The 25779-nt window shown below is 39.7% G+C and carries 27 protein-coding genes and 2 pseudogenes; all 29 read left to right on the top strand.

Translation table 11 applies throughout. The features are described 5' to 3' along the window. The first annotated feature begins 16 nt into the window (after positions 1–16). The 29 genes and pseudogenes from MK385_RS02740 (at position 17) to aguA (ending at position 25775) form a co-directional block, all read left to right on the top strand. Positions 17–607 carry a thymidine kinase gene (locus tag MK385_RS02740; RefSeq protein ID WP_268725219.1) on the top strand — a complete coding sequence of 197 codons (591 nt, stop codon included), beginning with the start codon at positions 17–19 and terminating at the stop codon, positions 605–607. Beyond that, positions 604–1683, top strand: coding sequence for a peptide chain release factor 1 (gene prfA / locus MK385_RS02735; protein WP_102210810.1), 1080 nt, complete (start codon positions 604–606; stop codon positions 1681–1683). The genes MK385_RS02740 and prfA overlap by 4 nt, the downstream gene beginning before the upstream one ends. Continuing rightward, positions 1683–2513: a peptide chain release factor N(5)-glutamine methyltransferase gene (prmC, locus tag MK385_RS02730; protein WP_268725218.1), complete on the top strand. Its 831-nt coding sequence runs from the start codon at positions 1683–1685 to the stop codon at positions 2511–2513. Before prfA ends, prmC begins: the two co-directional genes overlap by 1 nt. Beyond that, positions 2503–3105, top strand: a complete 603-nt coding sequence (locus MK385_RS02725; protein ID WP_095726044.1) for an L-threonylcarbamoyladenylate synthase — start codon at positions 2503–2505, stop codon at positions 3103–3105. Before prmC ends, MK385_RS02725 begins: the two co-directional genes overlap by 11 nt. 1 nt (position 3106) lies before the next feature. After that, on the top strand, positions 3107–3538 hold the full coding sequence (locus tag MK385_RS02720; RefSeq protein ID WP_095726043.1) for a GNAT family N-acetyltransferase: 432 nt from the start codon (positions 3107–3109) through the stop codon (positions 3536–3538). A gap of 58 nt (positions 3539–3596) precedes the next feature. Then, positions 3597–4853, top strand: a complete 1257-nt coding sequence (gene glyA, locus MK385_RS02715) for a serine hydroxymethyltransferase (protein WP_268725217.1) — start codon at positions 3597–3599, stop codon at positions 4851–4853. 7 nt (positions 4854–4860) lie between these two features. Further along, positions 4861–5835: a nucleoid-associated protein gene (locus tag MK385_RS02710; protein WP_268725216.1), complete on the top strand. Its 975-nt coding sequence runs from the start codon at positions 4861–4863 to the stop codon at positions 5833–5835. Continuing rightward, positions 5835–6437, top strand: coding sequence for a lysozyme family protein (locus MK385_RS02705; RefSeq protein WP_268725215.1), 603 nt, complete (start codon positions 5835–5837; stop codon positions 6435–6437). Before MK385_RS02710 ends, MK385_RS02705 begins: the two co-directional genes overlap by 1 nt. An 87-nt stretch (positions 6438–6524) precedes the next feature. Further along, positions 6525–7499: a DUF1002 domain-containing protein gene (locus tag MK385_RS02700; RefSeq protein ID WP_049477734.1), complete on the top strand. Its 975-nt coding sequence runs from the start codon at positions 6525–6527 to the stop codon at positions 7497–7499. Between the two features lie 74 nt (positions 7500–7573). Further along, the gene (rlmD, locus tag MK385_RS02695; RefSeq protein ID WP_268725214.1) at positions 7574–8932 is read left to right on the top strand and encodes a 23S rRNA (uracil(1939)-C(5))-methyltransferase RlmD; all 1359 of its coding nucleotides are present in this window, start codon (positions 7574–7576) and stop codon (positions 8930–8932) included. A gap of 353 nt (positions 8933–9285) precedes the next feature. Then, complete coding sequence (gene aac(6') / locus MK385_RS02690; RefSeq protein WP_071850977.1) at positions 9286–9714, top strand: aminoglycoside 6'-N-acetyltransferase; 429 nt, start codon at positions 9286–9288, stop codon at positions 9712–9714. 57 nt (positions 9715–9771) lie between these two features. Further along, positions 9772–10380 (top strand): Type 1 glutamine amidotransferase-like domain-containing protein, encoded by a 609-nt coding sequence (locus MK385_RS02685; protein ID WP_268703322.1) that lies wholly within the window; start codon positions 9772–9774, stop codon positions 10378–10380. A 178-nt stretch (positions 10381–10558) separates the two neighbouring features. Further along, a complete protein-coding gene (locus MK385_RS02680; RefSeq protein ID WP_268725213.1) occupies positions 10559–11302 on the top strand; it encodes a CPBP family intramembrane glutamic endopeptidase in 744 nt (247 codons plus the stop codon). 154 nt (positions 11303–11456) lie between these two features. Further along, entirely contained in the window at positions 11457–12263 is an 807-nt protein-coding gene (locus tag MK385_RS02675; RefSeq protein WP_000668457.1) for an alpha/beta hydrolase, read from the top strand. A gap of 11 nt (positions 12264–12274) precedes the next feature. Further along, positions 12275–12388: pseudogene (locus MK385_RS02670) on the top strand (ADP-ribosylglycohydrolase); the annotation flags it as partial. Between the two features lie 119 nt (positions 12389–12507). Beyond that, the gene (locus tag MK385_RS02665) at positions 12508–13125 is read left to right on the top strand and encodes an SAP domain-containing protein (RefSeq protein ID WP_268725212.1); all 618 of its coding nucleotides are present in this window, start codon (positions 12508–12510) and stop codon (positions 13123–13125) included. Between the two features lie 26 nt (positions 13126–13151). Next, positions 13152–13248 (top strand): annotated as a pseudogene (locus tag MK385_RS02660) (hydrolase); the annotation flags it as partial. Positions 13249–13361: 113 nt separating this feature from the next. Continuing rightward, complete coding sequence (locus MK385_RS02655; RefSeq protein ID WP_268725211.1) at positions 13362–14243, top strand: diacylglycerol/lipid kinase family protein; 882 nt, start codon at positions 13362–13364, stop codon at positions 14241–14243. A 63-nt stretch (positions 14244–14306) separates the two neighbouring features. Next, positions 14307–14798: a nucleotidyltransferase domain-containing protein gene (locus MK385_RS02650; protein WP_268725210.1), complete on the top strand. Its 492-nt coding sequence runs from the start codon at positions 14307–14309 to the stop codon at positions 14796–14798. Between the two features lie 177 nt (positions 14799–14975). Then, the gene (locus MK385_RS02645) at positions 14976–16715 is read left to right on the top strand and encodes a glycoside hydrolase family 13 protein (protein WP_268725209.1); all 1740 of its coding nucleotides are present in this window, start codon (positions 14976–14978) and stop codon (positions 16713–16715) included. A 156-nt stretch (positions 16716–16871) separates the two neighbouring features. Continuing rightward, positions 16872–17747 carry a DUF4300 family protein gene (locus MK385_RS02640; RefSeq protein ID WP_251464161.1) on the top strand — a complete coding sequence of 292 codons (876 nt, stop codon included), beginning with the start codon at positions 16872–16874 and terminating at the stop codon, positions 17745–17747. Positions 17748–17766: 19 nt separating this feature from the next. After that, on the top strand, positions 17767–17949 hold the full coding sequence (locus tag MK385_RS02635; RefSeq protein WP_061428063.1) for a hypothetical protein: 183 nt from the start codon (positions 17767–17769) through the stop codon (positions 17947–17949). 95 nt (positions 17950–18044) lie between these two features. Next, a complete protein-coding gene (locus tag MK385_RS02630; protein WP_268725208.1) occupies positions 18045–18551 on the top strand; it encodes a YfbM family protein in 507 nt (168 codons plus the stop codon). 178 nt (positions 18552–18729) lie between these two features. Next, on the top strand, positions 18730–19293 hold the full coding sequence (locus tag MK385_RS02625; RefSeq protein WP_268725207.1) for a hypothetical protein: 564 nt from the start codon (positions 18730–18732) through the stop codon (positions 19291–19293). Positions 19294–19988: 695 nt separating this feature from the next. Beyond that, a complete protein-coding gene (locus MK385_RS02620) occupies positions 19989–21449 on the top strand; it encodes an aminotransferase class I/II-fold pyridoxal phosphate-dependent enzyme (protein WP_268725206.1) in 1461 nt (486 codons plus the stop codon). Further along, entirely contained in the window at positions 21450–22310 is an 861-nt protein-coding gene (speE, locus tag MK385_RS02615; protein ID WP_000366713.1) for a polyamine aminopropyltransferase, read from the top strand. Continuing rightward, entirely contained in the window at positions 22307–23566 is a 1260-nt protein-coding gene (locus MK385_RS02610) for a saccharopine dehydrogenase family protein (RefSeq protein ID WP_268725205.1), read from the top strand. Before speE ends, MK385_RS02610 begins: the two co-directional genes overlap by 4 nt. Continuing rightward, entirely contained in the window at positions 23566–24693 is a 1128-nt protein-coding gene (gene nspC, locus MK385_RS02605) for a carboxynorspermidine decarboxylase (protein WP_268725204.1), read from the top strand. The genes MK385_RS02610 and nspC overlap by 1 nt, the downstream gene beginning before the upstream one ends. Continuing rightward, entirely contained in the window at positions 24690–25775 is a 1086-nt protein-coding gene (gene aguA, locus MK385_RS02600; protein WP_268725203.1) for an agmatine deiminase, read from the top strand. The genes nspC and aguA overlap by 4 nt, the downstream gene beginning before the upstream one ends. Positions 25776–25779 lie beyond the last annotated feature (4 nt).

Here is a 25779-nt window from a genome sequence, read left to right as displayed (position 1 = left end):
GACGTGAAATAGAAGCATGGCACAGTTGTATTATCGTTATGGGACCATGAACTCTGGTAAGACGATTGAGATTCTCAAGGTGGCCTATAACTACGAGGAGCAAGGAAAGGGAGTTGTGATTATGACTTCGGCTCTGGATACGCGTGACGGTGTTGGCTATGTATCCAGTCGAATCGGCATGAAGCGACCAGCTCTTGCGATTGAAGATGATACAGATATCTATGGCTTAATCCGAGATTTGGAAGTCAAACCCTACTGTGTCTTAGTCGATGAGGCCCAATTTCTCAAGCGTCACCATGTTTACGACCTAGCTCGTGTTGTCGATGAGTTAGACATACCCGTCATGGCTTTTGGTTTGAAGAATGACTTTCGCAATGAATTGTTCGAAGGTTCAAAATACCTCTTGCTCTTAGCAGACAAAATCGATGAGATTAAGACCATTTGCCAGTATTGTAAGAAAAAGGCGACTATGGTGTTGCGAACTCAAGATGGTGTGCCAGTCTATGATGGCGAACAAATCCAGATCGGTGGCAATGAAACCTATATCTCGGTTTGTCGTAAACATTATTTTGCGCCTGAAATCAATAAGGAGAATAAAGAAAAATGAACATCTATGATCAACTACAAGCTGTAGAAGACCGTTATGAAGAGTTAGGAGAATTGCTCAGTGACCCAGATGTGGTATCTGATACCAAGCGTTTCATGGAGCTTTCAAAAGAAGAGGCTTCTACTCGTGATACCGTAACAGCCTACCGCGAATACAAGCAAGTCCTTCAAAACATCGTTGATGCTGAAGAGATGATTAAGGAATCAGGTGGAGATGCGGACTTGGAAGAAATGGCCAAGCAAGAATTGAAAGATGCCAAGGCTGAAAAAGAAGAGTATGAAGAAAAATTGAAAATCTTGCTTCTTCCAAAGGATCCAAATGATGACAAGAACATCATCCTTGAAATCCGTGGAGCAGCTGGTGGAGACGAAGCAGCCCTCTTTGCTGGTGATCTTCTAACCATGTACCAAAAATATGCTGAAGCCCAAGGCTGGCGCTTTGAAGTCATGGAAGCCTCTGTGAACGGCGTCGGTGGTTTTAAAGAAGTTGTTGCCATGGTTTCTGGTCAGTCTGTATACTCTAAACTCAAGTACGAATCAGGTGCCCACCGTGTTCAACGTGTCCCTGTGACAGAAAGCCAAGGTCGTGTCCATACATCAACTGCCACAGTTCTTGTCATGCCTGAAGTGGAAGAAGTAGAGTACGATATTGATCCAAAAGACCTTCGTGTTGACATTTACCACGCTTCTGGTGCTGGTGGACAGAACGTCAATAAGGTTGCGACTGCCGTTCGTATCGTTCACTTGCCAACCAATATCAAGGTTGAGATGCAGGAAGAACGTACCCAGCAGAAGAACCGTGAGAAGGCTATGAAAATCATTCGTGCGCGTGTTGCTGACCATTTTGCTCAGATTGCACAAGATGAACAAGACGCTGAACGTAAGTCTACTATCGGTACTGGTGACCGTTCAGAACGGATCCGTACTTATAACTTCCCACAAAACCGTGTCACAGACCACCGTATCGGATTGACTCTCCAGAAACTAGATACCATTTTGTCTGGTAAATTGGATGAAGTCGTGGATGCCTTGGTTCTTTATGACCAAACACAAAAATTAGAAGAATTAAACAAATAATGAAATTAGCTCAATTATTTTCAGATTTTGAAGAAGAGTTGATAAGACAAGGAGAGGAAGCTGAAAGCCTCTCTTTTGTCTATCGTAGCTTAAAAAATCTCTCTTTTACAGACTTTGTCTTTGCCCTCCAGCAAGAGGTAACAGAGGAAGAAAAACAATTTGTAGAAGAAATTTACCAGCAGTTAGCGTCCCATAAACCAGCCCAGTATATCATCGGGCAGGCAGATTTCTTTGGAATGCAGTTAAAAGTGGATGAGCGGGTTTTGATTCCTCGACTTGAAACAGAGGAGTTGGTGGAACTCATCCTAGCTGAAAATCCTGAGGAAAATCTTAAGGTCCTAGATATTGGTACTGGAAGTGGTGCCATGGCTCTCGCATTAGCAAAAAACAGACCAGATTGGTCAGTGACAGCAGCAGATATTTCCCAAGAGGCTTTGCAGCTTGCATCAGAGAATGCTAGAAATCAAAATCTTAATATATTTTTTAAAAAATCTGATTGTTTTGCAGAAATTTCTGAAAAATATGATATAATTGTATCCAATCCACCCTATATCTCTCGTGAAGATGAGTCAGAGGTCGGTTTGAATGTTTTGCATTCGGAGCCTCATCTAGCTCTCTTTGCAGATGAGGATGGCCTAGCTATTTACCGCAGAATTGCGGAAGATGCAAAAGACTATCTCACAGATGGTGGTAAGATTTACCTTGAAATTGGATACAAGCAAGGTCAAAGTGTTCCTGCGCTTTTTAGGAAACATCTTCCTGAAAAACGGGTACGAACACTCAAGGACCAATTTGGTCAAGATAGGATGGTTGTAGTTGATGATGGATAGGATTAGACAAGAGTTGGAAAAGGGCGGAGCTGTTGTTCTGCCTACAGAGACAGTTTATGGCCTCTTTGCTAAGGCCTTAGATGAAAAAGCTGTCGACCATGTTTATCAACTCAAACATCGTCCTAGAGACAAGGCGCTCAATCTTAATGTTGCTTCTCTAGAGGACATCTTGCACTTTTCAAAGAATCAGCCAACTTATCTACAAAAGCTTGTAGAGACCTTTTTACCAGGTCCCTTGACCATTATCCTCGAAGCCAATGACAGAGTTCCCTTTTGGGTCAATTCTGGACTTGCAACGGTGGGATTTCGGATGCCGAGTCACCCCATTACACTTGATTTGATTCGAGAGACAGGTCCTTTGATTGGGCCGTCCGCCAATATTTCAGGTCAGGCGAGTGGAGTGACCTTTGCTCAAATTCTAGAGGATTTTGACCAAGAGGTTTTGGGTCTGGAAGACGATGCTTTTCTAACAGGACACGATTCAACTATTCTGGATTTGTCTGGAGAAAAGGTGAAAATCTTACGCCAAGGAGCCATTAAGCGAGAAGATATTCTTGCACAGTTGCCAGAGATTTCTTTTGAGGAGGAATGAGATGCTAAGAGATTTGCAAGAAACAGATGTGAATGCTATATGTGAGATTAACAAAGAGGCTTTGGGTTATTCTTTTAGTCCAGAGGACACAGCTAGTCAACTAGCTAGACTGTCTCAGGATTCCCATCATTTCCTACTTGGCTATGAGGATGAAGCCAGCCATGTCCTACTTGGATATGTCCATGCTGAAGTTTATGAATCCCTCTATTCCAAAGCAGGATTTAATATCTTAGGTTTAGCAGTATCACCTCAAGCTCAAGGACAAGGTATCGGTAAATGCTTACTGCAAGGGTTGGAAGACGAAGCAAAAAGACGGGGTTATGAGTTTATCCGTTTAAACTCTGCCGATCATCGTCTGGGAGCTCATGCATTTTATGAAAAAGTTGGTTATACTTGTGATAAAGTGCAGAAACGGTTTATTCGCATCTTTTAGTATCTTTTCTTATTGGAAAAAAACTAAAGGACCAGTCACACTATAAAGGAGAAGACCTATGATTTTTGACAAAGACGATTTTAAAGCATACGATGCTGATCTCTGGAATGCTATCGCCAAAGAAGAAGAACGCCAACAAAACAACATTGAGTTGATTGCTTCGGAAAACGTGGTTTCCAAGGCTGTTATGGCAGCTCAAGGGTCTATCTTGACGAATAAATACGCCGAAGGTTACCCAGGACGCCGTTATTATGGTGGAACAGATGTGGTAGACGTTGTAGAAACTTTAGCTATTGAACGCGCGAAAGAAATTTTCGGGGCTAAATTTGCCAATGTTCAACCTCACTCAGGAAGCCAAGCCAACTGTGCTGCTTACATGGCCTTGATTGAGCCTGGTGATACGGTCATGGGAATGGATCTGGCAGCAGGTGGACACTTGACCCACGGAGCTCCTGTTAGCTTCTCTGGTCAAACCTACAACTTTGTTTCTTATAGCGTGGATCCTGAAACGGAACTCTTGGACTTTGATGCCATCTTGAAACAAGCCCAAGAAATGAAGCCAAAACTAATCGTAGCAGGTGCTTCAGCCTATTCTCAAATTATCGACTTCTCAAAATTCCGTGAAATCGCAGATGCTGTTGGGGCTAAGCTCATGGTCGATATGGCTCATATTGCTGGTTTGGTTGCAGCTGGACTTCACCCAAGCCCAGTACCATACGCTCATATCACTACAACAACGACCCACAAAACCCTTCGTGGACCTCGTGGTGGTTTGATTTTGACAAATGATGAGGACCTAGCGAAGAAAATCAATTCAGCTATTTTCCCTGGTATCCAAGGTGGACCTTTGGAGCATGTTATTGCTGCCAAGGCTGTGTCATTCAAAGAAGTTTTAGATCCAGCCTTCAAGGAATATGCTGCTAATGTCATCAAAAACAGCAAGGCTATGGCAGCTGTCTTCTTGCAAGACCCTGACTTCCGTATCATTTCCGGCGGGACTGAAAACCACCTCTTCTTAGTCGATGTTACTAAGGTTGTTGAAAACGGAAAAGTGGCTCAAAACTTGCTGGATGAGGTTAATATTACCCTAAATAAAAACTCAATCCCATACGAAACTTTGTCACCATTCAAGACAAGTGGGATTCGTATCGGAGCAGCAGCCATCACTGCACGTAGATTTGGTGAAGAAGAAAGCCGTAAAGTTGCTGAACTCATCATTAAAACCCTTAAGAATGCAGAAAATGAAGCTGTATTAGAAGAAGTGAGAAGTGAAGTCAAAGCGTTGACAGATGCCTTCCCACTATACGAGGACTAATACTTTTATGGACATTTATATTAAGAAAGCTATTATCCATCAGTTCAGCCCAGATGATACCGAGTTGTTTCTAGCGGATAAGTTTCTCAATACCACTCCAAAAATCGAAGAATACTTGCGCAAAAAAATCGAACGCGTATATTCAGATGAAGCCAAGACTGGGATTTTCGAAGAAGAAAATCCCTTCTTCAATCACATCACAGATGATTTATTGGAGACATCAGTAACACTGGCTAATCTCTGGAAAGAGGAGTTCAGCATTTCTGAAAATCTCAAGACCAATGACTTGGTTTTTGTTCAGTTTTCTAAAGAAGGTATAGAGCATTTCGCTTTCTTACGAATTGCCCTGCGTGAGACCTTGACCCACCTCGGTGGAGAAGTTGATAATCCAATCAAGCTAACTCAGAATAACTTGCCTGGATTTGGAACGGGGGCTGATGAGGCCTTGGTGATCAATCTTCAAAGTCGCAAGTACCACCTGATCGAGAAACGAATCAAGTACAATGGAACTTTTTTGAACTACTTTTCAGAAAATCTGCTAGCTGTTGCCCCTAAGATTTCGCCAAAGAAATCCATAAAGGAATTGGAAAAAACAGCCCAGAGAATTGCTGAATCTTTTAACACAGATGATTTTCAATTTCAATCCAAGGTCAAATCAGCGATTTTCAACAATCTTGAAGAAAACAATGAGTTGTCTCCTGAGAAATTGGCTAACGACCTTTTTGATAATAATCTGACAGCTCGTTTAAGCTTTATCGACCAAGTCAAGGAAGCCGTACCAGAACCAGTCCAGTTCGATGAAATTGATGCCAGTCGTCAGCTCAAGAAATTTGAAAACCAAAAACTTTCCTTGTCAAATGGAATTGAGCTCATCGTTCCAAATAATGTTTACCAAGACGCCGAGTCTGTTGAGTTTATCCAAAATGACAATGGAACCTATTCTATCTTAATCAAAAATATCGAGGATATTCAAAGTAAATAATGTTTAAATTTATAAGAAGAGTGCTTGTGCTAGCAGTCTTCCTTTTCGCAGGATACAAAGCTTATCATATCCATCAGGATGTTAAACAAGTCATGACCTACCAACCCATGGTTCGAGAAATCTTGAGCGAAAGAGATACTCCAGCCAATGAAGAGTTGGTGCTCGCCATGATTTATACCGAAACGAAGGGTAAAGAGCGGGATGTCATGCAGTCTAGTGAGTCTGCAAGTGGTTCAACCAACACTATCAATGATAATGCCTCTAGTATTCGTCAAGGTATTCAAACTCTAACAGATAACCTCTATCTGGCTCAGAGCAAGGGGGTAGATGTCTGGACCGCTGTTCAAGCCTATAATTTTGGGCCTGCCTATATCGACTTTATCGCTCAGAATGGTAAGGAAAATACTTTGGCCCTAGCCAAGCGTTACTCCCGAGAAACGGTCGCTCCAATCCTAGGTAATACTACAGGGAAGACCTACACCTATATCAACCCTATTTCTATCTTTCACGGAGCCGAACTCTATGAAAATGGTGGAAATTATTACTACTCGAGACAGGTTCGCTTTAATCTCTATATCATGAAATTCTTTAATTTCTTCTAAACATCTGGTTTGACCAGGTGTTTTTTCACTATAAGTTTTCTTTAAGATTGTTTTATTAACCTAGAAAGGTAAAGGAGGGAATATCCCATGAGAAAGAAATTCTTTCTAACAAGTGCTGCAGTATTGTGGGCCGCAACAGCTATGACGAGTGTCCACGCAGCAACCGATGTTCAAAAAGTAATCGATGAAACCTATGTACAACCTGAATATGTTCTAGGTTCTTCTCTATCTGAAGACCAGAAAAATCAAACTCTTAGCAAACTTGGCTATGACGCATCAAAAGACACCAAAGATATCAAAACTATGACACCTGATATCTATTCGAAAATCATGAATGTGGCTAATGATGCTAGTCTACAGCTCTATTCTTCAGCTAAGATTCAAAAGCTAGGTGATAAGTCGCCTCTAGAAGTCAAGATTGAAACGCCTGAAAATATCACCAAGGTGACGCAGGATATGTACCGTAACGCAGCAGTGACTCTGGGAGTGGAGCATGCCAAAATCACAGTTGCAGCACCCATTCCAGTTACAGGAGAGAGCGCTCTAGCTGGGATTTACTACTCGTTAGAGGCCAATGGTGCTAAAGTACCGCAAGCCAATAAAGACTTGGCTCAAGAGGAGCTAAAAGCTTTATCCGATATTAATGCTGAAAACAAGGACAAGTCAGGCTACGATGCCAATAAACTCAATGTCGCTTTGGCAGATATCAAGGCAGGAATCGCAAAGGCAAAAGAAGCCAAAGGCAATCTGACAGAAGAAGATGTCCGCAAAATCGTTGAAGACACGCTAAAAAACTACAAACTCGATCAGGTTATAACAGGAAACCAGGTCAATATCATCATCAATTTTGCACTTAACCTCTCAAAGAGTGACATTTTGAACAATGCTGATTTCACTAAAACCCTAAATGACCTCAAGGAAAGCATCGTCTCTCAAGCTGGAGATAGCTTTAAAAATATCAACCTCAACTTTGATGCCAATAAAGCGCTAGAAGAGGGGGGCAACTTCTTTAGCTCCCTTTGGCAAGCCATTGTCAACTTCTTCAAGAGTTTTGGTGCTTAGGTCATTTCATGATATAATAGATGGTAACAGAAATGTTGCCGTCTTTTTTTGTCGGCCGATAGAAAGTGAAAAATATGCTAAAGAAAAATGATATTGTAGAAGTTGAAATTGTCGATTTGACCCATGAAGGTGCTGGGGTTGCTAAGGTAGATGGTTTGGTTTTTTTTGTAGAAAATGCTCTACCAACTGAGAAAATTCTCATGCGTGTCCTTAAGGTCAATAAAAAGATTGGCTACGGGAAAGTTGAAGAATACATTACACATTCTCCGCATCGTAACCAAGACCTTGACCTAGCTTATCTACGCTCAGGTATCGCTGACTTGGGGCATCTTGCTTATCCAGAGCAGCTCAAGTTTAAAACCAAGCAAGTCAAGGATAGTCTCTACAAGATTGCAGGTATTACAGAAGTAGAGGTCGCTGAAACACTAGGTATGGAAAATCCAGTCAAGTATCGAAATAAGGCGCAAGTGCCCGTTCGTCGAGTGAATGGTATCTTGGAAACTGGCTTTTTCCGTAAGAATTCGCATGACCTTATGCCCCTTGAAGATTTCTTTATCCAGGATCCTGTCATTGACCAAGTCGTGGTAGCTCTTCGAGACCTGCTCCGTCGTTTTGATTTAAAACCTTATGATGAAAAGGAACAGTCTGGCTTGATTCGGAACCTTGTGGTGCGTCGTGGTCACTATTCAGGACAAATCATGGTCATTCTGGTGACAACTCGACCGAAAGTTTTCCGAGTGGAGCAGTTGATTGAACAAGTTATCAAGCAGTTCCCAGAGATTGTCTCTGTCATGCAAAATATCAACGACCAAAATACCAATGCGATTTTTGGCAAGGAGTGGAAGACTCTTTATGGTCAAGACTATATTACTGATCAGATGTTGGGCAATGACTTCCAAATTGCTGGCCCAGCCTTTTATCAGGTCAATACAGAAATGGCAGAGAAGCTCTATCAGACAGCTATTGACTATGCAGAGTTAAAAGCAGATGATGTGGTTATCGATGCTTATTCTGGTATTGGAACGATTGGATTATCCGTTGCCAAGCATGTCAAAGAAGTCTACGGTGTTGAAGTGATTCCAGAAGCAGTAGAGAATAGCCAGAAGAATGCTACATTAAACAATATCACAAATGCCCACTATGTCTGCGACACAGCTGAAAATGCCATGAAGAACTGGCTCAAGGAAGGTATCCAACCAACCTTTATCTTGGTTGACCCACCACGCAAGGGCTTGACCGAAAGCTTTATCAAGGCAAGTGCTCAAACAGGAGCAGACCGCATTGCCTATATCTCTTGCAATGTCGCAACCATGGCGCGTGACATCAAACTCTACCAAGAGTTTGGTTATGAACTGAAGAAAGTACAACCGGTGGATCTGTTTCCACAGACGCACCACGTCGAGTGTGTAAGCTTGTTAGAGAAACGTAGTTAATCCTCTAACTTTTTCATTTTAAGGCAAGAAGGCTTCAAAGCTCCACTGGAGCTTTGAACTCCCCGAACCTTTTGAGTTCCACAAACGCACCATGTTGAGGCTGTATCACTGCTTGTACAAGCTGAGGCATCAGCGAAGTAGGAGCAGATGTTCTGCCCATGGGATAGACGTCGTAGAGTAAGGAGTTTACGACTAAACGATACGGTAACAGCGAACCGCTGAGTGCGTGGCTCTGCTCTTCCGATCTGAGACAGTCGAAAAGTAGAAGTGGATGGTATTGGTATCAATCAATGAGTAACAAAGTAACAGCGTGATTCGAAACATTTGCTTGTAATTTGCGGAGGAACATCAATATGGATGGAATAACAAAAGATTCTATAAAAACGGCTAAACTAATGAAACAATTATGGCCCCAATTGACCGATAAAGAAGCTATTGATGAAGTAAAAAGATATACGAATGGCAAAAATACTGCAATCTTTACTGAAGTTAAAGGTGACACAATTGTAGGTCTAGCACTATGTTCACTCAGATTTGATTATGTTGAAGGTTGTAAATATAGTCCTGTTGGATTTTTAGAAGGGATTATTGTCGACGAGGAATATCGTTTAAAGGATATTGCTAAAAATCTCTGTACAAAATGTGAGGAATGGGCGAAAAATAAAGGATGTAAGGAATTTGCAAGTGACTGTACTTTAACGAATAAGGATTCTATAAGATTTCATCTCAATATTGGATTTCAGGAGGCAAATAGAATTATTCATTTTAAGAAAAAATTATAATTTAGAAACGTGAATAAACTTGTTTAAACTTTATGTATCTTTAGAAAGTGTGTTAACTTGAAAGAACAAATTTTTTTGATGGGTGGGAATCCCCCAATAACGAAATATAGCATTGTTGATAAAATTGTATTATCAAGCAAGATTGAAAGAATTGTTATTTTTACAGTTTTTCGAGATAATTGGCAACCCTATATGAAAAAGTACACGGAAGTTTTCCAAAGTCAATTTCCTAATCTAAACACTGATTACTTACTTTTGGACACTGAGCAGATTGATTTTGATAGCTATTTAGATGCTGATCTAATCATCATCGGTGGAGGGAATACGGAAAAATATTTAGCTACTTATGTCAATCAGGAGTTCAAAAATTATATCGATCATATGCTTAATAAAGGGGCAAAAGTTATAGGGTTTTCTGCAGGAGCCCTATTATTAGGAGAAAAAGTCTATGTCTCACCTAATGATAATTCAGATCATCAGATAAAGATAAAAAATGGATTAGGAGTCTTTAGTCAGTTTTTAATTAGTGTTCATTATGATTCATGGAATGATAAAGCAAATAAGGATAGAGCTGAAGAACTCGTTAATGTTCCCATAATTCCACTAAATGATCATACCTGTCTTGTATTGGATAAACTTGGAAATATCATAGAGAAAATTGACTAGTTTTAATCATGCGAATCTGAATCTACGAAACTAAAGTATTGACGAAATGAATAATGAAAAGCCTTGATTGTAAGGCTTTTTTGTGTTTTTATGATAGAATATAGGTAGTTATAATCGAGAGCAACTAAGAAGCAGTAACAAATATTACATATAAAATAATCAAAATAAGGAAGATAAAATGACAGACATTGACAAAAAGAATTTAAAAAATTATCTTTATTGTACATTTGGAATTACTTATATAGCTTGGGGGCTTCTTGCCATCTTTACTCAATCTTATATTTTGGGATTAGAAACATTTATAGGGAGAATGTTACATATAGTAGGTGCACTTGGTCCAGCTATTGCAAGTGGCTTTTATTTGAAAAGGAATAATATAAAATTTAAACATTTTGTATTTACTAAAAGCAAAAGTAGTAGTATTTATTTCATTATTCATTTGTTAGCAATTTTGATACTATTTTCTGTATCTTCCTTAGAATTAAATGAAGTATCAATTTATCTGATGCCATTATTCTTTATACAACTAATTTTTTTTGGTGGCGGACATGAAGAATTAGGATGGAGAGGAATATTACAACCATTACTTGATAAAAAATATACATATTGGCAATCTAATTTGATTGTAGGATCAATTTGGGGAATATGGCATCTACCTTTATGGTTTATAGTTGGAGAAAGTCATCAAGGATTTCCTTTTATTTTATTTTTTATATATACATTATTTTTAAGTTTTGTTTTAGGGCTTCTTTATCGTCAAACGAAATCTGTGGGATACTGTCTATTATTTCATGCGTTCGCAAATTTGTTAAATCTTTATTTTGTGTTAAAAATTAATCTTATTTTTATTATCATTTTTATTGGTTATTTGATTTATACTATATTGGCTAGTAATAGAATTAGTAATGAAACAACATTTTAAAATTTAGATCAGGATATCCATTATTGAAAGTAACGTATGGTCATTTTAGATAATCAATGTTAGAGACTTTTCTATTTGATGAGGCATCACTGCTTGTTCAAACTGATTTAACAAGTATTTATCTAGTGAAAGTCCTACAGCAAGGAGTTTAAACATGAAATTCCATGAATTTGGTGATAAGAATTTGCCTCCTATTATACTGATACATGGTGGTGGCAGTTCTTGGTGGAATTATCTTCGTCAAGCACGAATCTTGTCAAAAGAATACCGTATTATTCTACCAACTTTGAATGGCCACGGCGAGGAATATCAACTTGATTATGTTTCTACTGAAGATTCTGCTTTGGAGATTCTAGACTATATCAAAGCAAACTGTGGTGGGAAATTGTTTGCAATCGGTGGTGTTTCACTTGGTGGTCAAATTGCAATGGAGCTTTTGTCTTTAGACAGTGAAATTGCTGAGAAGGCCATCATAGATGGAAGCCTCTGTATTCCTCAACCAAGGTTAGCTAAAATCAGCATCTTTCTAGTGTCTCTATTTGGTAAGTTGATGTTCAATAAATTCTCTTGTAAACTTCAGTTAAGCATGATGAACAAACTCTATCCTAAACTGGCTTATCCAGAGGAAATAAAAGCTTATTATTTAGAAGATTTGGCAAGGACGCCTGTCAAAACATTGGTGACCATTTACAAAACCTATATGGGGCGTTACAAGCTCAAGAACACGATTTCTGCAAGCAAGGCGCAGGTTCTTTATATTTATGGTGAAAAAGAATTGAACTGTGTGAAAGCATCAGCGAAATTATTTCATCAGCTACATTCAAATACAATTTTGTATGAAGCAAAGGGCTATAACCACGGCTATTTATCAGCTTACCTGTCTTATGAGTGGATTGATTTGGTAGTGCCATTTTTAAAGAGTGATTCATTAGAAATGTGTAACGAATCTGATATGCCATAAGAAGGAATACCATGCTAGGAGCAATTATTGGAGATATTGTAGGTTCAGTTTACGAATGGAACAATATCAAAACGAAGGATTTTCCATTATTTCGTGAGGATTGTTTTTTCACGGATGATACGGTAAGTCCGAACAGCTGAATGTGTGAGTTTGTTAGTGAAACGTTGCTAATCCTCAAAATAAAGAAACCCAAATTCCATTATTTAGAAATGAAAACCTAAACTGTTTTTAAAGAGGTAAAATATTGATAGAGAACAGACCTGAGCTTGAAAAAATCACATCCTTTGATGAGTTTAATAAATATTATTGGTATCGTGATGAACTTTCACAGATATGCAAGTCATTAGAACTTGAATATAGAGGTACAAAACAAGAACTCAATCATATCATTGAGCAGTACTTTAAGGGGAATTTGATTAAAAAATCATCAATAAAAAGCAAGAAGAAACAAGTAGAAGTCGTTACTTTAGATACGCCTTTACTTGAATGTGGATTCTCCTTTAATGCACACTTTAGAGAATATTTCTCAACTTTAACAGATGTTTCACCCTTTAAGTTTACTGCCGATATGGCGACAGCTTGGAGAAAAGTAAAAAGAGAAAATGATTTGAGTTTTACAATCCAAGATATGCTAAAAGTTTATTATGGAAATTCAGATTATGCTAAGTATGACCATTCGGTTTGTCAATGGAATCAATTTTTGAAGGATTTCTGTTCAGACGAAAATAGTGGCAACTACTCGAATAAACTAAAAGTAGCTTCTATTCTTTGGAAAGAAGTTAGAAATTCAAAAAATGAAAAAATTTATTCAAAAAATCTTTTGACCGAATATGCTGATAGAATAAACGAGTATTGTAAGTAGAAACGCCATCTCACTTGGTGGCATAGGCAGCTTATGGTATTCCTTATTGGATAAAGGATAAAGCTTATTCTGATTTGGATGAATCCTTAAAGGTGATGGGAAAATAGAATAAAATTATATTAATCTCCGGTACGTCTGATTTCTATTTTTTGAGGTTTCATTATATAATAGCATTATATGTAATGGCTGATGTAGTTACAGTAACATTTCTATTTAAAAATTAAGGAGTACTATCAATGAAAAAAGCAATGTTGATTATTAATCCTACCTCTGGTGGGGAAAAGGCTTTGGATTATAAGGTCAAGCTGGAGAATAAAGCAAAAGAATACTTTGAATATGTTGAAACCAAAATTACCGAAAAAGCGTTGGATGCAACAATTTTTGCTGAAGAAGCGTCTCGTGAGGAGTACGATGCAGTGGTTGTTTTCGGTGGAGACGGGACTGTCAATGAAGTCATTTCAGGTATTGCTGAGAGAGATTACATTCCTAAGTTAGGGATTATCCCTGGTGGGACGGGTAACCTCATTACGAAACTGTTGGAAATCAATCAAGATATCAATGGCGCGATAGATGAACTCGATTTTAACTTAACCAACAAGATTGATATCGGTAAAGCGAATGACAATTATTTTGGTTATATCTTTAGTATCGGTTCTCTGCCTGAGGCGATTCACAATGTTGAAATCGAGGATAAGACAAAATTTGGTATCCTTGCCTATGCTGTAAATACCATGAAGTCTGTTATGACGGATCAGGTCTTTAATATTAATGTCGAGACAGAAAATGGAAATTATGTTGGTGAAGCTAGTCATGTTTTGGTTCTCTTGACAAATTACTTCGCTGATAAGAAAATCTTTGAAGAAAACAAGGACGGATATGCCAATATTTTAATTCTAAAAGATGCTTCAATATTCTCTAAATTATCTGTCATTCCTGATTTATTAAAAGGGGATGTTGTCGGCAATGATAATATTGAGTATATCAGAGCGCGCAATATTAAGATCTCTTCAGATAGTGAATTGGAGTCGGATGTTGACGGCGATAAGTCGGATAACTTACCTGTTGAAATCAAAGTCTTAGCACAGAGAGTGGAAGTATTTTCAAAACCGAAAGAGTAGAAGATAAAAATTAGTTTATCTTTCACTGCGAAATCGAGTTTCATATCAACGATTGGAGGAGGAATGAATTCTCTATTTGATGAATTTCGAACAATTTGTTCACATTTAAACCAAGTCGGAATCACACCCACGCTCATGGGATCTTTGGGTTTTGAATACCGTTCAAATGAAGATTGGGAGCCGTCTGACATTGACATTCATGTGCCTGGTGACCCTAGAGGTTGGGAAGCACCTGATCATCTCCGAATTTATGACTGGGACAAGATAATGAAAGTGATGCAACACTTAGGCTATGCTTTAATAGATATTCATGAGCATGAATTCCAAAAGGATGGTGTGAGCGTTGAATTTGGGAGTATCGATTCCTTACCTGATTTTGCAGGAGTATCTGAATCAGATATAGAGTTGATTCATCTCGAGGACATCACGTTTCGTGTTCCAAGTTTAGAACAGTATTTCAGTATATATAAAGCTTCTTCCCAAGATTCCTATCGAAATGACCACAATAACAATAAAGATTTTAAAAAGATAGATTGGCTGGAAAGGCATTTGTAAATCATCAATCAGAAAGTAGTAGGTATTAAGTCTTACTGCTTTTTTATATTCTCAAAAACAATCCACTCAAAACTACGGACAAGTCTTGAAAATAAAATTTTAAAGTAGTATACTAGAATCACAATTGTGAAAACGTTTGCGTCGCAAATGAACTCAAGTTAATTAGGAGACAAAACAGTGGAATTAACAGCCATTTACCATAGATCAGAGTCGGAGTATGCTTATCTCTATAAAGACAAGACAATGCACATTCGTATCCGGACTAAGAAAGATGATATTGAAAGCATCCATTTGCATTATGGAGATACTTTTATCTTTTTAGAGGACCATTATGAAGCAAGCAAGGCGATGATCAAAGTAACTTCTGATGCCTTATTTGATTACTGGCAAGCAGAAGTTTCAGTGGGCTATGCTCGACTACAGTATCTTTTTGAACTCAAAGATAAGCTAGGTCAGAGTATTTTGTATGGCGATAAGGGATGTGTTGCAAACACGCTAGAAAACCTTCATTATGAAGGAAACGGCTTCAAAATTCCGTATATCCATGAGATTGATGCTTGCCATGTTCCTGACTGGGTAGCAAAGACGGTATGGTACCAGATTTTCCCAGAACGCTTTGCTAATGGCAATCCTGAGATTTCACCCGAAGGTGCACTAACTTGGGATTCCTCTATCAAGCCAAAGACGAGTGATTTTTTTGGTGGTGATTTACAGGGCATTATTGATCATCTGGATTACTTGCAAGACTTGGGCATTACAGGTCTTTATCTCTGTCCAATCTTTGAATCCCCAAGCAATCACAAGTATAATACGACGGATTATTTCGAAATTGATCGTCATTTTGGAGACAAGGAAACCTTCCGTAAACTGGTGGAGGAGGCCCATCAGAGAGGCATGAAAATCATGCTGGACGCTGTTTTCAATCATATCGGGGATCAGTCTCCGCAGTGGCAGGATGTTCTCAAGCATGGTGAAAAGTCGGAATATAAAGACTGGTTCCATGTTCAAGAATTTCCCGTGACCAAGGATAAGCTAGGAAACCCAAGAAAGCTCCCTTATCATACCTTTGCCTTTGCCAGCTATATGCCCAAGCTCAATACGGCCAATCCTAAAGTGAGAGACTATTTGTTGAGGGTTGCGACCTACTGGATTGAAGAGTTTGATATTGATGCTTGGCGCTTAGATGTAGCTAATGAAGTAGACCATCATTTTTGGCGAGATTTCCGTAAGGCTGTCTTGGCTAAAAAGCCTGACCTTTATATTCTTGGAGAGGTCTGGCACACTTCCCAGCCCTGGCTAAATGGCGATGAATTCCACGCAGTCATGAACTATCCTCTCTCCGACAGCATTAAGGATTATTTCTTGCGTGGGGTTAAGAAGTCACCTCAATTCATCAATGAAATCAATAGCCAATCTATGTACTATAGACAACAGATTTCGGAAGTGATGTTCAATCTCTTGGATTCGCACGATACGGAGCGCATTTTGGCTACTGCTAAGGGAGATGTTCAACTCGTTAAGTCGGCACTTGCCTGTCTCTTTTTACAAAGGGGGACACCGTGTTTCTACTATGGAACGGAGTTGGAGTTAGGTGGAGGACCAGATCCAGATTGTCGTCGTGTCATGCCTTGGGAACGTGTTTCCGATAGCAATGAGATGTTGAATTTTATGAAGAAATTAATTCAGCTTCGCAAGAGTGTCTCAGATATAATTCAGAACGGGACCTATAGACTGAAAGAAATCAAGCCAGATGTGGTATCTCTGGCATGGGATTATGATGGACAAAAAATCCAAGCTGTTTTTAACCAATCAACTGAAAATTATCTTGTAGACCGTGATTCTGTAGTGCTAGCCAGTCATTGCCAAGAATTGGGACTGCAACTGGCGATTTTGCCTAAAGGTTTCGTCATTCAATAAAAAATAGGATTAAAAAGGCTGTAATGAATGGGTGATTCGTGCGGTCTTTTTTTGACTTATGTAGTATAATATAGCTAAGTCAACGATTACTAGCTGAATGATTAGTGAATGGTGTTTAAAATGAAAAAGAGACTTGTAGTCTAGAAGGAGAATTGCATGAAACGAACGAGAAAAGTAGTAGCCTTGGGACTGTGTTTGCCCTTATTTCTTGGTTTGGCTGCTTGTCAGCAAAATAATACGAGCACTGAAGCTGCAAATCAGACACAGACCAGTTCAGATAAAGTTCCTTGGACGGCTTCATATACCAATCTGAACAATCAGGTCAGTATCGAAGAGGTCAAATCTCTCTTATCAGCTCACTTGGACCCAAATAGTGTTGAGGCATTTTTCAATCTTGTCACAGACTATAATGCGACTGTCGGTTCCACTGGCTTAAGTGGAAATTTTGCCTCCTTTACGAAGACAGAATACGACGTAGAGAAAATCAGCAACCTCTGGAATCAAAAAAAGGGTGACTTTGTCGGGACCAACTGCCGTATTAATAGCTATGCGCTCTTGAAAAATTCGGTCACAATTCCAAAACTTGAAAAGAATGATCAGCTTCTTTTCGTGGATAACGATGCTATCGATAAGGGAAAGGTGTTTGATGCAAAAGATAAGGAAGAGTTTGATATTCTATTTTCTAGGGTGGAGACGGAAGCAACAACAGATGTAAAAATTCACGCGCAGAAGATGGAGAAATTCTTTTCCCAGTTTCAATTTAATGACAAAGCTCGAATGCTGTCTGTAGTCTTGCATGATAATTTGGATGGAGAGTTTCTTTTTGTCGGGCATGTTGGTATTTTAGTGCCGGCTGAAGATGGTTTCTTATTTGTAGAGAAACTGACTTTTGAAGAGCCTTATCAAGCTATTAAGTTTGCGAGCAAGGAAGATTGTTACAAGTATCTATCCACCAAATATGCGGATTACACAGGTGAAGGACTAGCTAAGCCTTTCATCATGGACAATGAAAAGTGGGTTGAAGGGTATTAAGGTAGGCAAAGGTGATGAGATGGAAACAGTAATAGCGCTTTTAGTTCTCATTCTTATCGGATTCTGGGCTATAAACATTCTCAAGCCTCGTAAGGCAAATAAAAAGGAAAGATTTATTGGCTATATGCAGCGCTATGATATAGATGGTGAGGGCTATCAGTCAGAAGTCTGGGAAGTTATAGAAGATGAGAATGAGAAATAAGGAGGAGAATCCAAAAACAGTAGATTTCTTGCCTTTTCAAGAAAGGGAAATAGTAAAATCAGTGCTATCCTAAGAAACGAATAGGAGGAAACATTATGGGAATGATTGCTAATTATCGATATCTATCTGACAATGAATTAAGCCAAATAATGCGAGATTCTCGTCAGGAAGAGGAATTGCTTGACTTAGTAGAGGATTCTACTAAGGAAAATGAGACGTTGATAGATATTGACAAAATGTGGGACGCCTTACTCTTTGTTATGACAGGCTTTAGTAGTTCAGAATTTATGGATGACGATCCTTTGAGAGAAGCTGTCTTGGGAGTGACCCCTTTAGAAAATGTGTCGGAATATATAGCCTATACTGAAAAGTCAAAGATAGCTGAGATTGTTCAAGCTTTAGAGAATTTTGACATGGATAGGGCTCTAGCTAACTTTAGCATGGAAGCATGCAAGAAGGCAGATTTGTATCCCGATATTTGGGATTATCTTGATGAAGAGGAAGAAATCAAGGATGATATTCGAACCTGTTTTGTAAAAATGAAGGATTTTTATAAGAAAATCTTAGTTCTCAAGGGGAATATCTTAGTGACTATTTGTTAAGTACTTTCTCCAACTGTTAGTCAGGTGCGTGATGAATGCACATCTAGAAAATTGTACACCTGATGACTTGTCTGGTGAAGAAAATATTCCACAGTATAGTTGGACGGAATAGATAGAAATTGGTTATAGAATTTGTAAGCATAATAGATTTTAAGCTTTAAGATGGAGGACTAAAGAGATGGGAAGAATTGAATGGGAAAATGCCAAGACACGTTTAGATGCCTTACTTGTCATTGATGAGTATCGAACAGATCCAAATGAGACCTGGCTTCGATTGATCGTTAAGACTGAGGGAAGCTATGGGGCTCGTTACCTTATCGACAATGGCTCTGGTGATTCTCTAGATGTGATTTTGACTGATAAAATGATCCTCATAAAAGGTTTTGATCATGAAAGTAGTTTGAGTCAATTTGCTGCGAATGAGTGGAATCAAGACATCATAGACGGATTTTATAAAGGACTGGATGAAAAGTATCAAAACCTATACTCAGAAGAACAAAAAGATGAAACAACCTTCTTTATCTGGTATGATGGACAAGAGCATCAAAATACCTACCAAGATCAGGACGGTGGTGAATGGTTATTATCCTACTTCTTTGACAGTTTTGAGCGATTTCATGAGTTTGTGACGGATTACTATTCAATTACCGTAGATGAGGACTTACTTAGAAAACTTTACAATCAAGGACAGCTTTCAGAAGTAGAATTGGAGCAGTTGATTCCTACTTTCTGGACTGACTGAGGCTTTTATGAAGCGATAGAGAAAAAGTAAATCATAGCGATTTTAAGCTTATTAAGATGAAAATCAGCTTAGCAAGACCACTAGTCTAAAGGAAGTGAGTTCGGAGGACAAAGAGAAAATTTGTCCTATGCTAACTTGTCCCACTAAATGTAATGGTTGTAGTTCATTTTTCTTATACCTATAACATTTTAAAACGATTTCTTTTTATCGTTAAATACCTTTTTGCGAACAAAAAATGATACTCTTAAAAAAACTTTCACAAAATACTTTACAAGCTCTTGTAAACATGATATAGTTATAAGGCTTAGAAAATGAGATGATGTTTTCTAGCAAATATAAACCCGAGTAAAAAATGCCTACGGACAGGCAGGGTTGAATGCCGAAGCGTGGTTGAAAAGCCACATTATTGATAGGGTTAAAAGCCTACTTTTATAAGTTGATGTTAGGATATTTGTCCTAATTCATAAATTTTTAGTGTGGTGAAAGCACACGTCATCTTGTGAAACGATCAATAAAGTACGTAATATTTGCTACTAGAGAGTTAGGAAACATCAGGAACAGACATACTCAACAGAAACCAAAATACACACGTCAGAAGATTGCAGAGCAGGTGAAAACCTGCTCTTTTTTCATAAGTCAACCTTTAGTCGCCTTTATCTTTTTGAGGTGCTAAAAATACGGTAAAGGAGTATGTCTTGAAGAAGTTAGATCAAAACCAAGCCCCAATTTACGAGGCCTTGGTCAAGCTACGCAAGAAAAGGATTGTCCCCTTTGATGTGCCAGGTCACAAGCGTGGACGAGGAAATCCAGAACTTGTCGAACTATTAGGAGAAAAATGTGTTGGCATTGATGTCAATTCTATGAAACCCTTAGATAATCTAGGTCATCCCATTTCGATTATTCGGGATGCTGAGGAATTGGCAGCGGATGCTTTTGGTGCAGCCCATGCCTTTCTCATGATTGGGGGAACAACCTCATCAGTTCAAACCATGATTCTTTCCACCTGCAAGGCAGGAGATAAGATTATTCTACCGAGAAATGTCCATAAATCTGCCATCAATGCGCTGGTTCTATGTGGTGCCATTCCAATCTATATCGAGATGAGTGTAGATCCTAAAATCGGCATCGCTTTAGGTCTTGAAAATGACCGTGTTGCGCAGGCAATTAAGGAGCATCCAGATGCCAAGGCCATTTTGATTAACAATCCTACTTACTATGGAATTTGTTCAGACCTCAAGGGTTTAACGCAAATGGCTCATGAAGCTGGCATGATGGTTTTAGTAGATGAAGCCCACGGAGCGCATTTGCATTTCACAGATAAACTTCCAATTTCTGCTATGGATGCGGGTGCTGATATGGCGGCGGTCTCTATGCATAAGTCTGGTGGGAGTTTGACTCAGAGCTCCATTTTACTTATCGGGGAGCAGATGAACCCTGAGTACGTTCGTCAGATCATCAACCTGACCCAGTCTACATCTGCCTCTTACTTGTTGATGGCTAGTTTGGATATTTCTCGACGGAACTTAGCTCTTCGTGGTAAAGAGTCTTTTGAGAAAGTCATTGAGCTATCCGAATACGCTCGTCGTGAAATCAATGCTATCGGTGGTTACTATGCCTACTCAAAAGAGCTCATAGACGGTGTGTCGGTCTGTGATTTTGACGTGACCAAGCTGTCAGTTTACACTCAGGGAATTGGGCTAACAGGGATAGAGGTTTATGATCTCTTGCGAGATGAATACGATATTCAGATTGAATTCGGGGATATTGGCAATATATTGGCCTACATTTCCATTGGTGACCGCATCCAAGACATCGAGCGTTTGGTCGGTGCTTTGGCTGATATCAAGAGACTCTACTCAAGAGATGGAAAAGATTTGATTGCTGGAGAGTATATCCAGCCCGAGTTAGTGCTGTCTCCGCAAGAAGCCTTCTATTCAGAGAGAAAAAGTTTGACTTTAGACGAATCTGTTGGACAGGTCTGTGGAGAATTTGTCATGTGCTATCCTCCAGGAATTCCTATCTTGGCTCCTGGTGAACGTATTACACGAGAGATTGTGGATTATATCCAATTTGCCAAGGAACGTGGTTGTTCCCTCCAAGGGACGGAAGATCCAGAAGTCAATCACATCAACGTCATTAAGAGAAAGGAGAACTAGATGGATTTATGGTTTTCTGAAGTTCATACTCCAGATGTCAAATTGTCCCTGAGAACAGCCAAGCAACTCTACGCTGGTAAAAGTGAATGGCAGGATATCGAAGTCTTGGATACGCCAGCTTTTGGGAAAATACTGATTTTAAATGGGCATGTCTTGTTTTCAGATGCGGATGATTTCGTATACAACGAAATGACTGTTCACGTTCCCATGGCTGTTCACCCGAACCCAAAGAAAGTCTTGGTTATTGGGGGTGGTGACGGTGGTGTTGCTCAAGTATTAACTCTCTATCCTGAACTGGAGCAAATCGATATTGTGGAACCGGATGAGATGTTGGTTGAGGTTTGTCGTGAGTATTTCCCAGACTTTGCTGCGGGGCTAGATGATCCTCGTGTTACCATTTACTATCAAAACGGGTTACGCTTTTTGCGAAACTGCGAAGATGACTACGATATTATCATCAACGATGCGACAGATCCATTTGGACATACGGAAGGGCTCTTTACCAAGGAATTTTACGGTAACAGTTACAGAGCCTTGAAAGAAGACGGAATCATGATCTATCAGCATGGGAGTCCCTTCTTTGACGAGGATGAGTCAGCATGCCGAAGCATGCACCGCAAGGTCAATCAAGCATTTCCAATCAGTCGGGTTTATCAGGCCCATATCCCAACCAGTCCTGCGGGCTATTGGTTGTTTGGATTTGCATCGAAAAAATACCACCCTGTCAAAGATTTTGACAAGGAAGGCTGGAAAAAACGCCAGCTTTTCACAGAATACTACACTGCAAACTTACACGTGGGAGCCTTTATGTTGCCCAAGTACGTAGAAGATATTTTAGAAGAAGAGGAAGGGAAAAAATGAGTCGTTTATTAGTTATTGGATGTGGGGGCGTTGCCCAAGTTGCTATTTCAAAGATTTGCCAAGATAGCGCAACTTTTAAAGAAATTATGATTGCTAGCCGTACCAAGTCAAAATGCGATGACTTGAAGGCTAAATTAGAAGGTAAAACAAATACTAAGATTGAGACAGCTGCTCTTGATGCTGACAAGGTAGAAGAAGTGATTGCCTTGATCGAAAGCTACAAACCAGAAGCTGTTTTGAACGTAGCTTTACCTTATCAAGACTTGACTATTATGGATGCTTGTTTGGCAACAGGTGTCCACTATATCGATACTGCCAACTATGAGGCTGAGGACACAGAAGACCCTGAATGGCGTGCTATTTATGAAAAACGTTGTAAGGAACTTGGTTTTACAGCCTACTTTGACTACTCATGGCAGTGGGCTTATCAGGAGAAATTCAAAGAAGCTGGCTTAACTGCTCTTCTTGGTTCTGGTTTTGATCCAGGTGTGACTAGTGTCTTTTCAGCTTATGCTCTCAAACACTATTTTGATGAAATCCACTATATCGACATTTTAGACTGTAATGGTGGTGACCACGGTTATCCATTTGCGACAAATTTTAACCCAGAAATCAATCTCCGCGAGGTTTCTGCGCCGGGTTCTTACTGGGAAGATGGAAAATGGGTCGAAGTCGAAGCTATGTCTATCAAGCGTGAGTATGATTTCCCTCAAGTTGGGCAAAAAGACATGTATCTTCTTCACCATGAAGAAATTGAATCATTGGCCAAGAACATTCCAGGTGTTAAACGGATTCGTTTCTTTATGACTTTTGGACAATCTTATCTAACGCACATGAAATGCTTGGAAAATGTAGGGCTCCTTCGTACGGATGCTATTAACTTCAACGGCCAAGACATCGTTCCGATTCAATTCTTAAAAGCCTTGCTTCCAGACCCTGCAAGCCTTGGCCCGCGCACTGTTGGTAAAACCAATATCGGTTGTATCTTTACAGGTGTCAAAGACGGTGTTGAAAAGACCATCTATATCTACAATGTTTGCGACCATCAGGAATGTTACGCAGAAGTTGGTTCACAAGCTATTTCTTACACAACAGGAGTTCCAGCTATGATTGGGACAAAATTAGTGATGAACGGTACTTGGAAACAACCTGGAGTATACAACCTTGAAGAATTGGATCCAGATCCATTCATGGAAGCTTTGAATGAGTATGGCTTGCCTTGGGTTGTGGTTGAAAATCCACAAATGGTGGACTAATGAAACTAGAACAAGTACCAACACCAGCTTATGTCATTGACTTGGCCAAGTTAGAAGCCAATTGCCGTATCCTACAATATGTACAAGAAGAGGCAGGATGCAAGGTTTTGCTCGCCCAGAAGGCTTATTCTCTCTACAAAACCTATCCCTTGATTAGCCAGTATCTATCTGGGACAACAGCTAGTGGACTCTATGAAGCGAAGTTAGCTAGAGAAGAGTTTCCGGGGGAAGTCCATGTATTCGCGCCTGCTTTCAAGAAATCAGATATGGAAGAGCTACTGCAAATATCTGATCATATTGTTTTTAACTCTGAGAAACAATTGCGTAAACATGGGCCTCGTTGTCGTGAGGCTGGTATTAGTGTAGGTCTACGTCTCAATCCTCAATGTTCAACACAGGGTGACCACGCGCTCTATGACCCTTGTGCACCAGGTTCTCGTTTTGGTGTGACACTTGATAAAATTCCTAGTGATTTGTTGGATTTGGTGGACGGACTTCATTTTCATACCCTTTGTGAGCAAGGGGCAGATGATTTAGAAACAACCTTGAAAGCAGTAGAAGAGCAGTTTGGTTCTTACTTACATCAAGTTAAATGGCTCAATATGGGTGGCGGACATCATATCACAAGAGAAGGCTATGATGTGGATTTACTGATTTCTGAAATTAAGCGTATCCGAGAAACTTACAATCTTGAGGTCTATATCGAGCCGGGTGAAGCTATTGCGCTCAATGCTGGTTATCTAGCAACGGAGGTATTGGATATTGTCGAAAACGGTATGGATATCTTGATTTTAGATGCCTCCGCGACCTGCCATATGCCAGATGTACTTGAAATGCCCTATCGTCCACCTTTGAGAAATGGATTTGAGGCTCAGGAAAAAGCCCACAACTATAGACTTTCTTCCAATACCTGTCTGACGGGTGATGTGATTGGTGATTATAGTTTTGAAAACCCAATCCAAATCGGTGATAGACTTTATTTTGAAGACATGGCTATTTACTCATTTGTTAAAAATAATACCTTTAACGGTATTGGCTTGCCAAGTCTCTATCTCATGGACGAGCAGGGTGACTGCAGTCTAGTCAAAGCCTTTGGCTATCAAGACTTTAAAGGGAGATTATCATGATGGACAGTCCAAAAAAATTAGGCTATCGTATGCCAGCAGAGTATGAACCTCATCATGGTACCCTCATGATATGGCCGACTCGACCAGGATCATGGCCTTTTCAAGGAAAAGCTGCTAAAAGAGCATTTACTCAGATCATCGAGACCATAGCAGAAGGGGAAACTGTTTATCTCTTGGTGGAGCAGGACTATCTATCTGAAGCACAATCCTATCTTGGAGACAAGGTTATTTATTTAGATATTCCGACAAATGATGCCTGGGCGCGTGATACAGGTCCGACCATTCTACTTAATGATAAAAAGGAAAAGTTAGCGGTAGACTGGTCTTTCAATGCTTGGGGTGGGGCTGTAGATGGTCTTTATCAAGATTATGAAGATGATGACCAAGTAGCTAGTCGTTTTGCTCAGGCCTTGGAAATGCCTGTTTACGATGCCAAACCTTTTGTACTGGAAGGTGGAGCGATACACAGTGATGGCCAAGGAACCATTCTCGTAACTGAAAGTTGCTTGCTTAGTTCTGGTCGTAATCCCCACCTGACTAAAGAGCAAATCGAAAATACCTTATTAGAGAACCTTGGAGCTGAAAAGGTTATCTGGCTTCCTTATGGTATTTATCAGGACGAAACCAATGAACATGTTGACAATGTTGCAGCCTTTGTTGGTCCTGCAGAGCTTGTTTTAGCTTGGACAGATGACAAAAGCGATCCTCAGTATGCCATGTCTTTAGCTGATTTAACTCTGTTAGAGAAGGAAACGGATGCAAAAGGCCGCTCTTTCACTATTCATAAGCTTCCTATTCCGGCTATTCGTCAGGTTGTCTCTAAAGAGGATTTACCAGGCTATACCTATGAAGAAGGGGAAGAGGAGCGTTATGAGGGCGAACGTCTGGCAGCATCCTATGTCAATTTTTATATTGCCAACAAGGCTGTCTTGGTACCACAGTTTGAGGATGTAAACGACCAAGTGGCCTTAGATATTCTCAGCAAGTGTTTCCCAGACCGCCAAGTTGTCGGAATACCAGCCAGAGATATTCTGTTAGGTGGTGGCAATATCCACTGTATCACCCAACAAATCCCAGAATAGGAGA

The organism is Streptococcus oralis, from assembly GCF_026782125.1.
In the GTDB taxonomy this organism is placed as follows: domain Bacteria; phylum Bacillota; class Bacilli; order Lactobacillales; family Streptococcaceae; genus Streptococcus; species Streptococcus oralis_CE.
The sequence above is the reverse complement of the archived record's forward strand: the minus strand, read 5'-3'. Positions and strand labels throughout refer to the sequence as shown.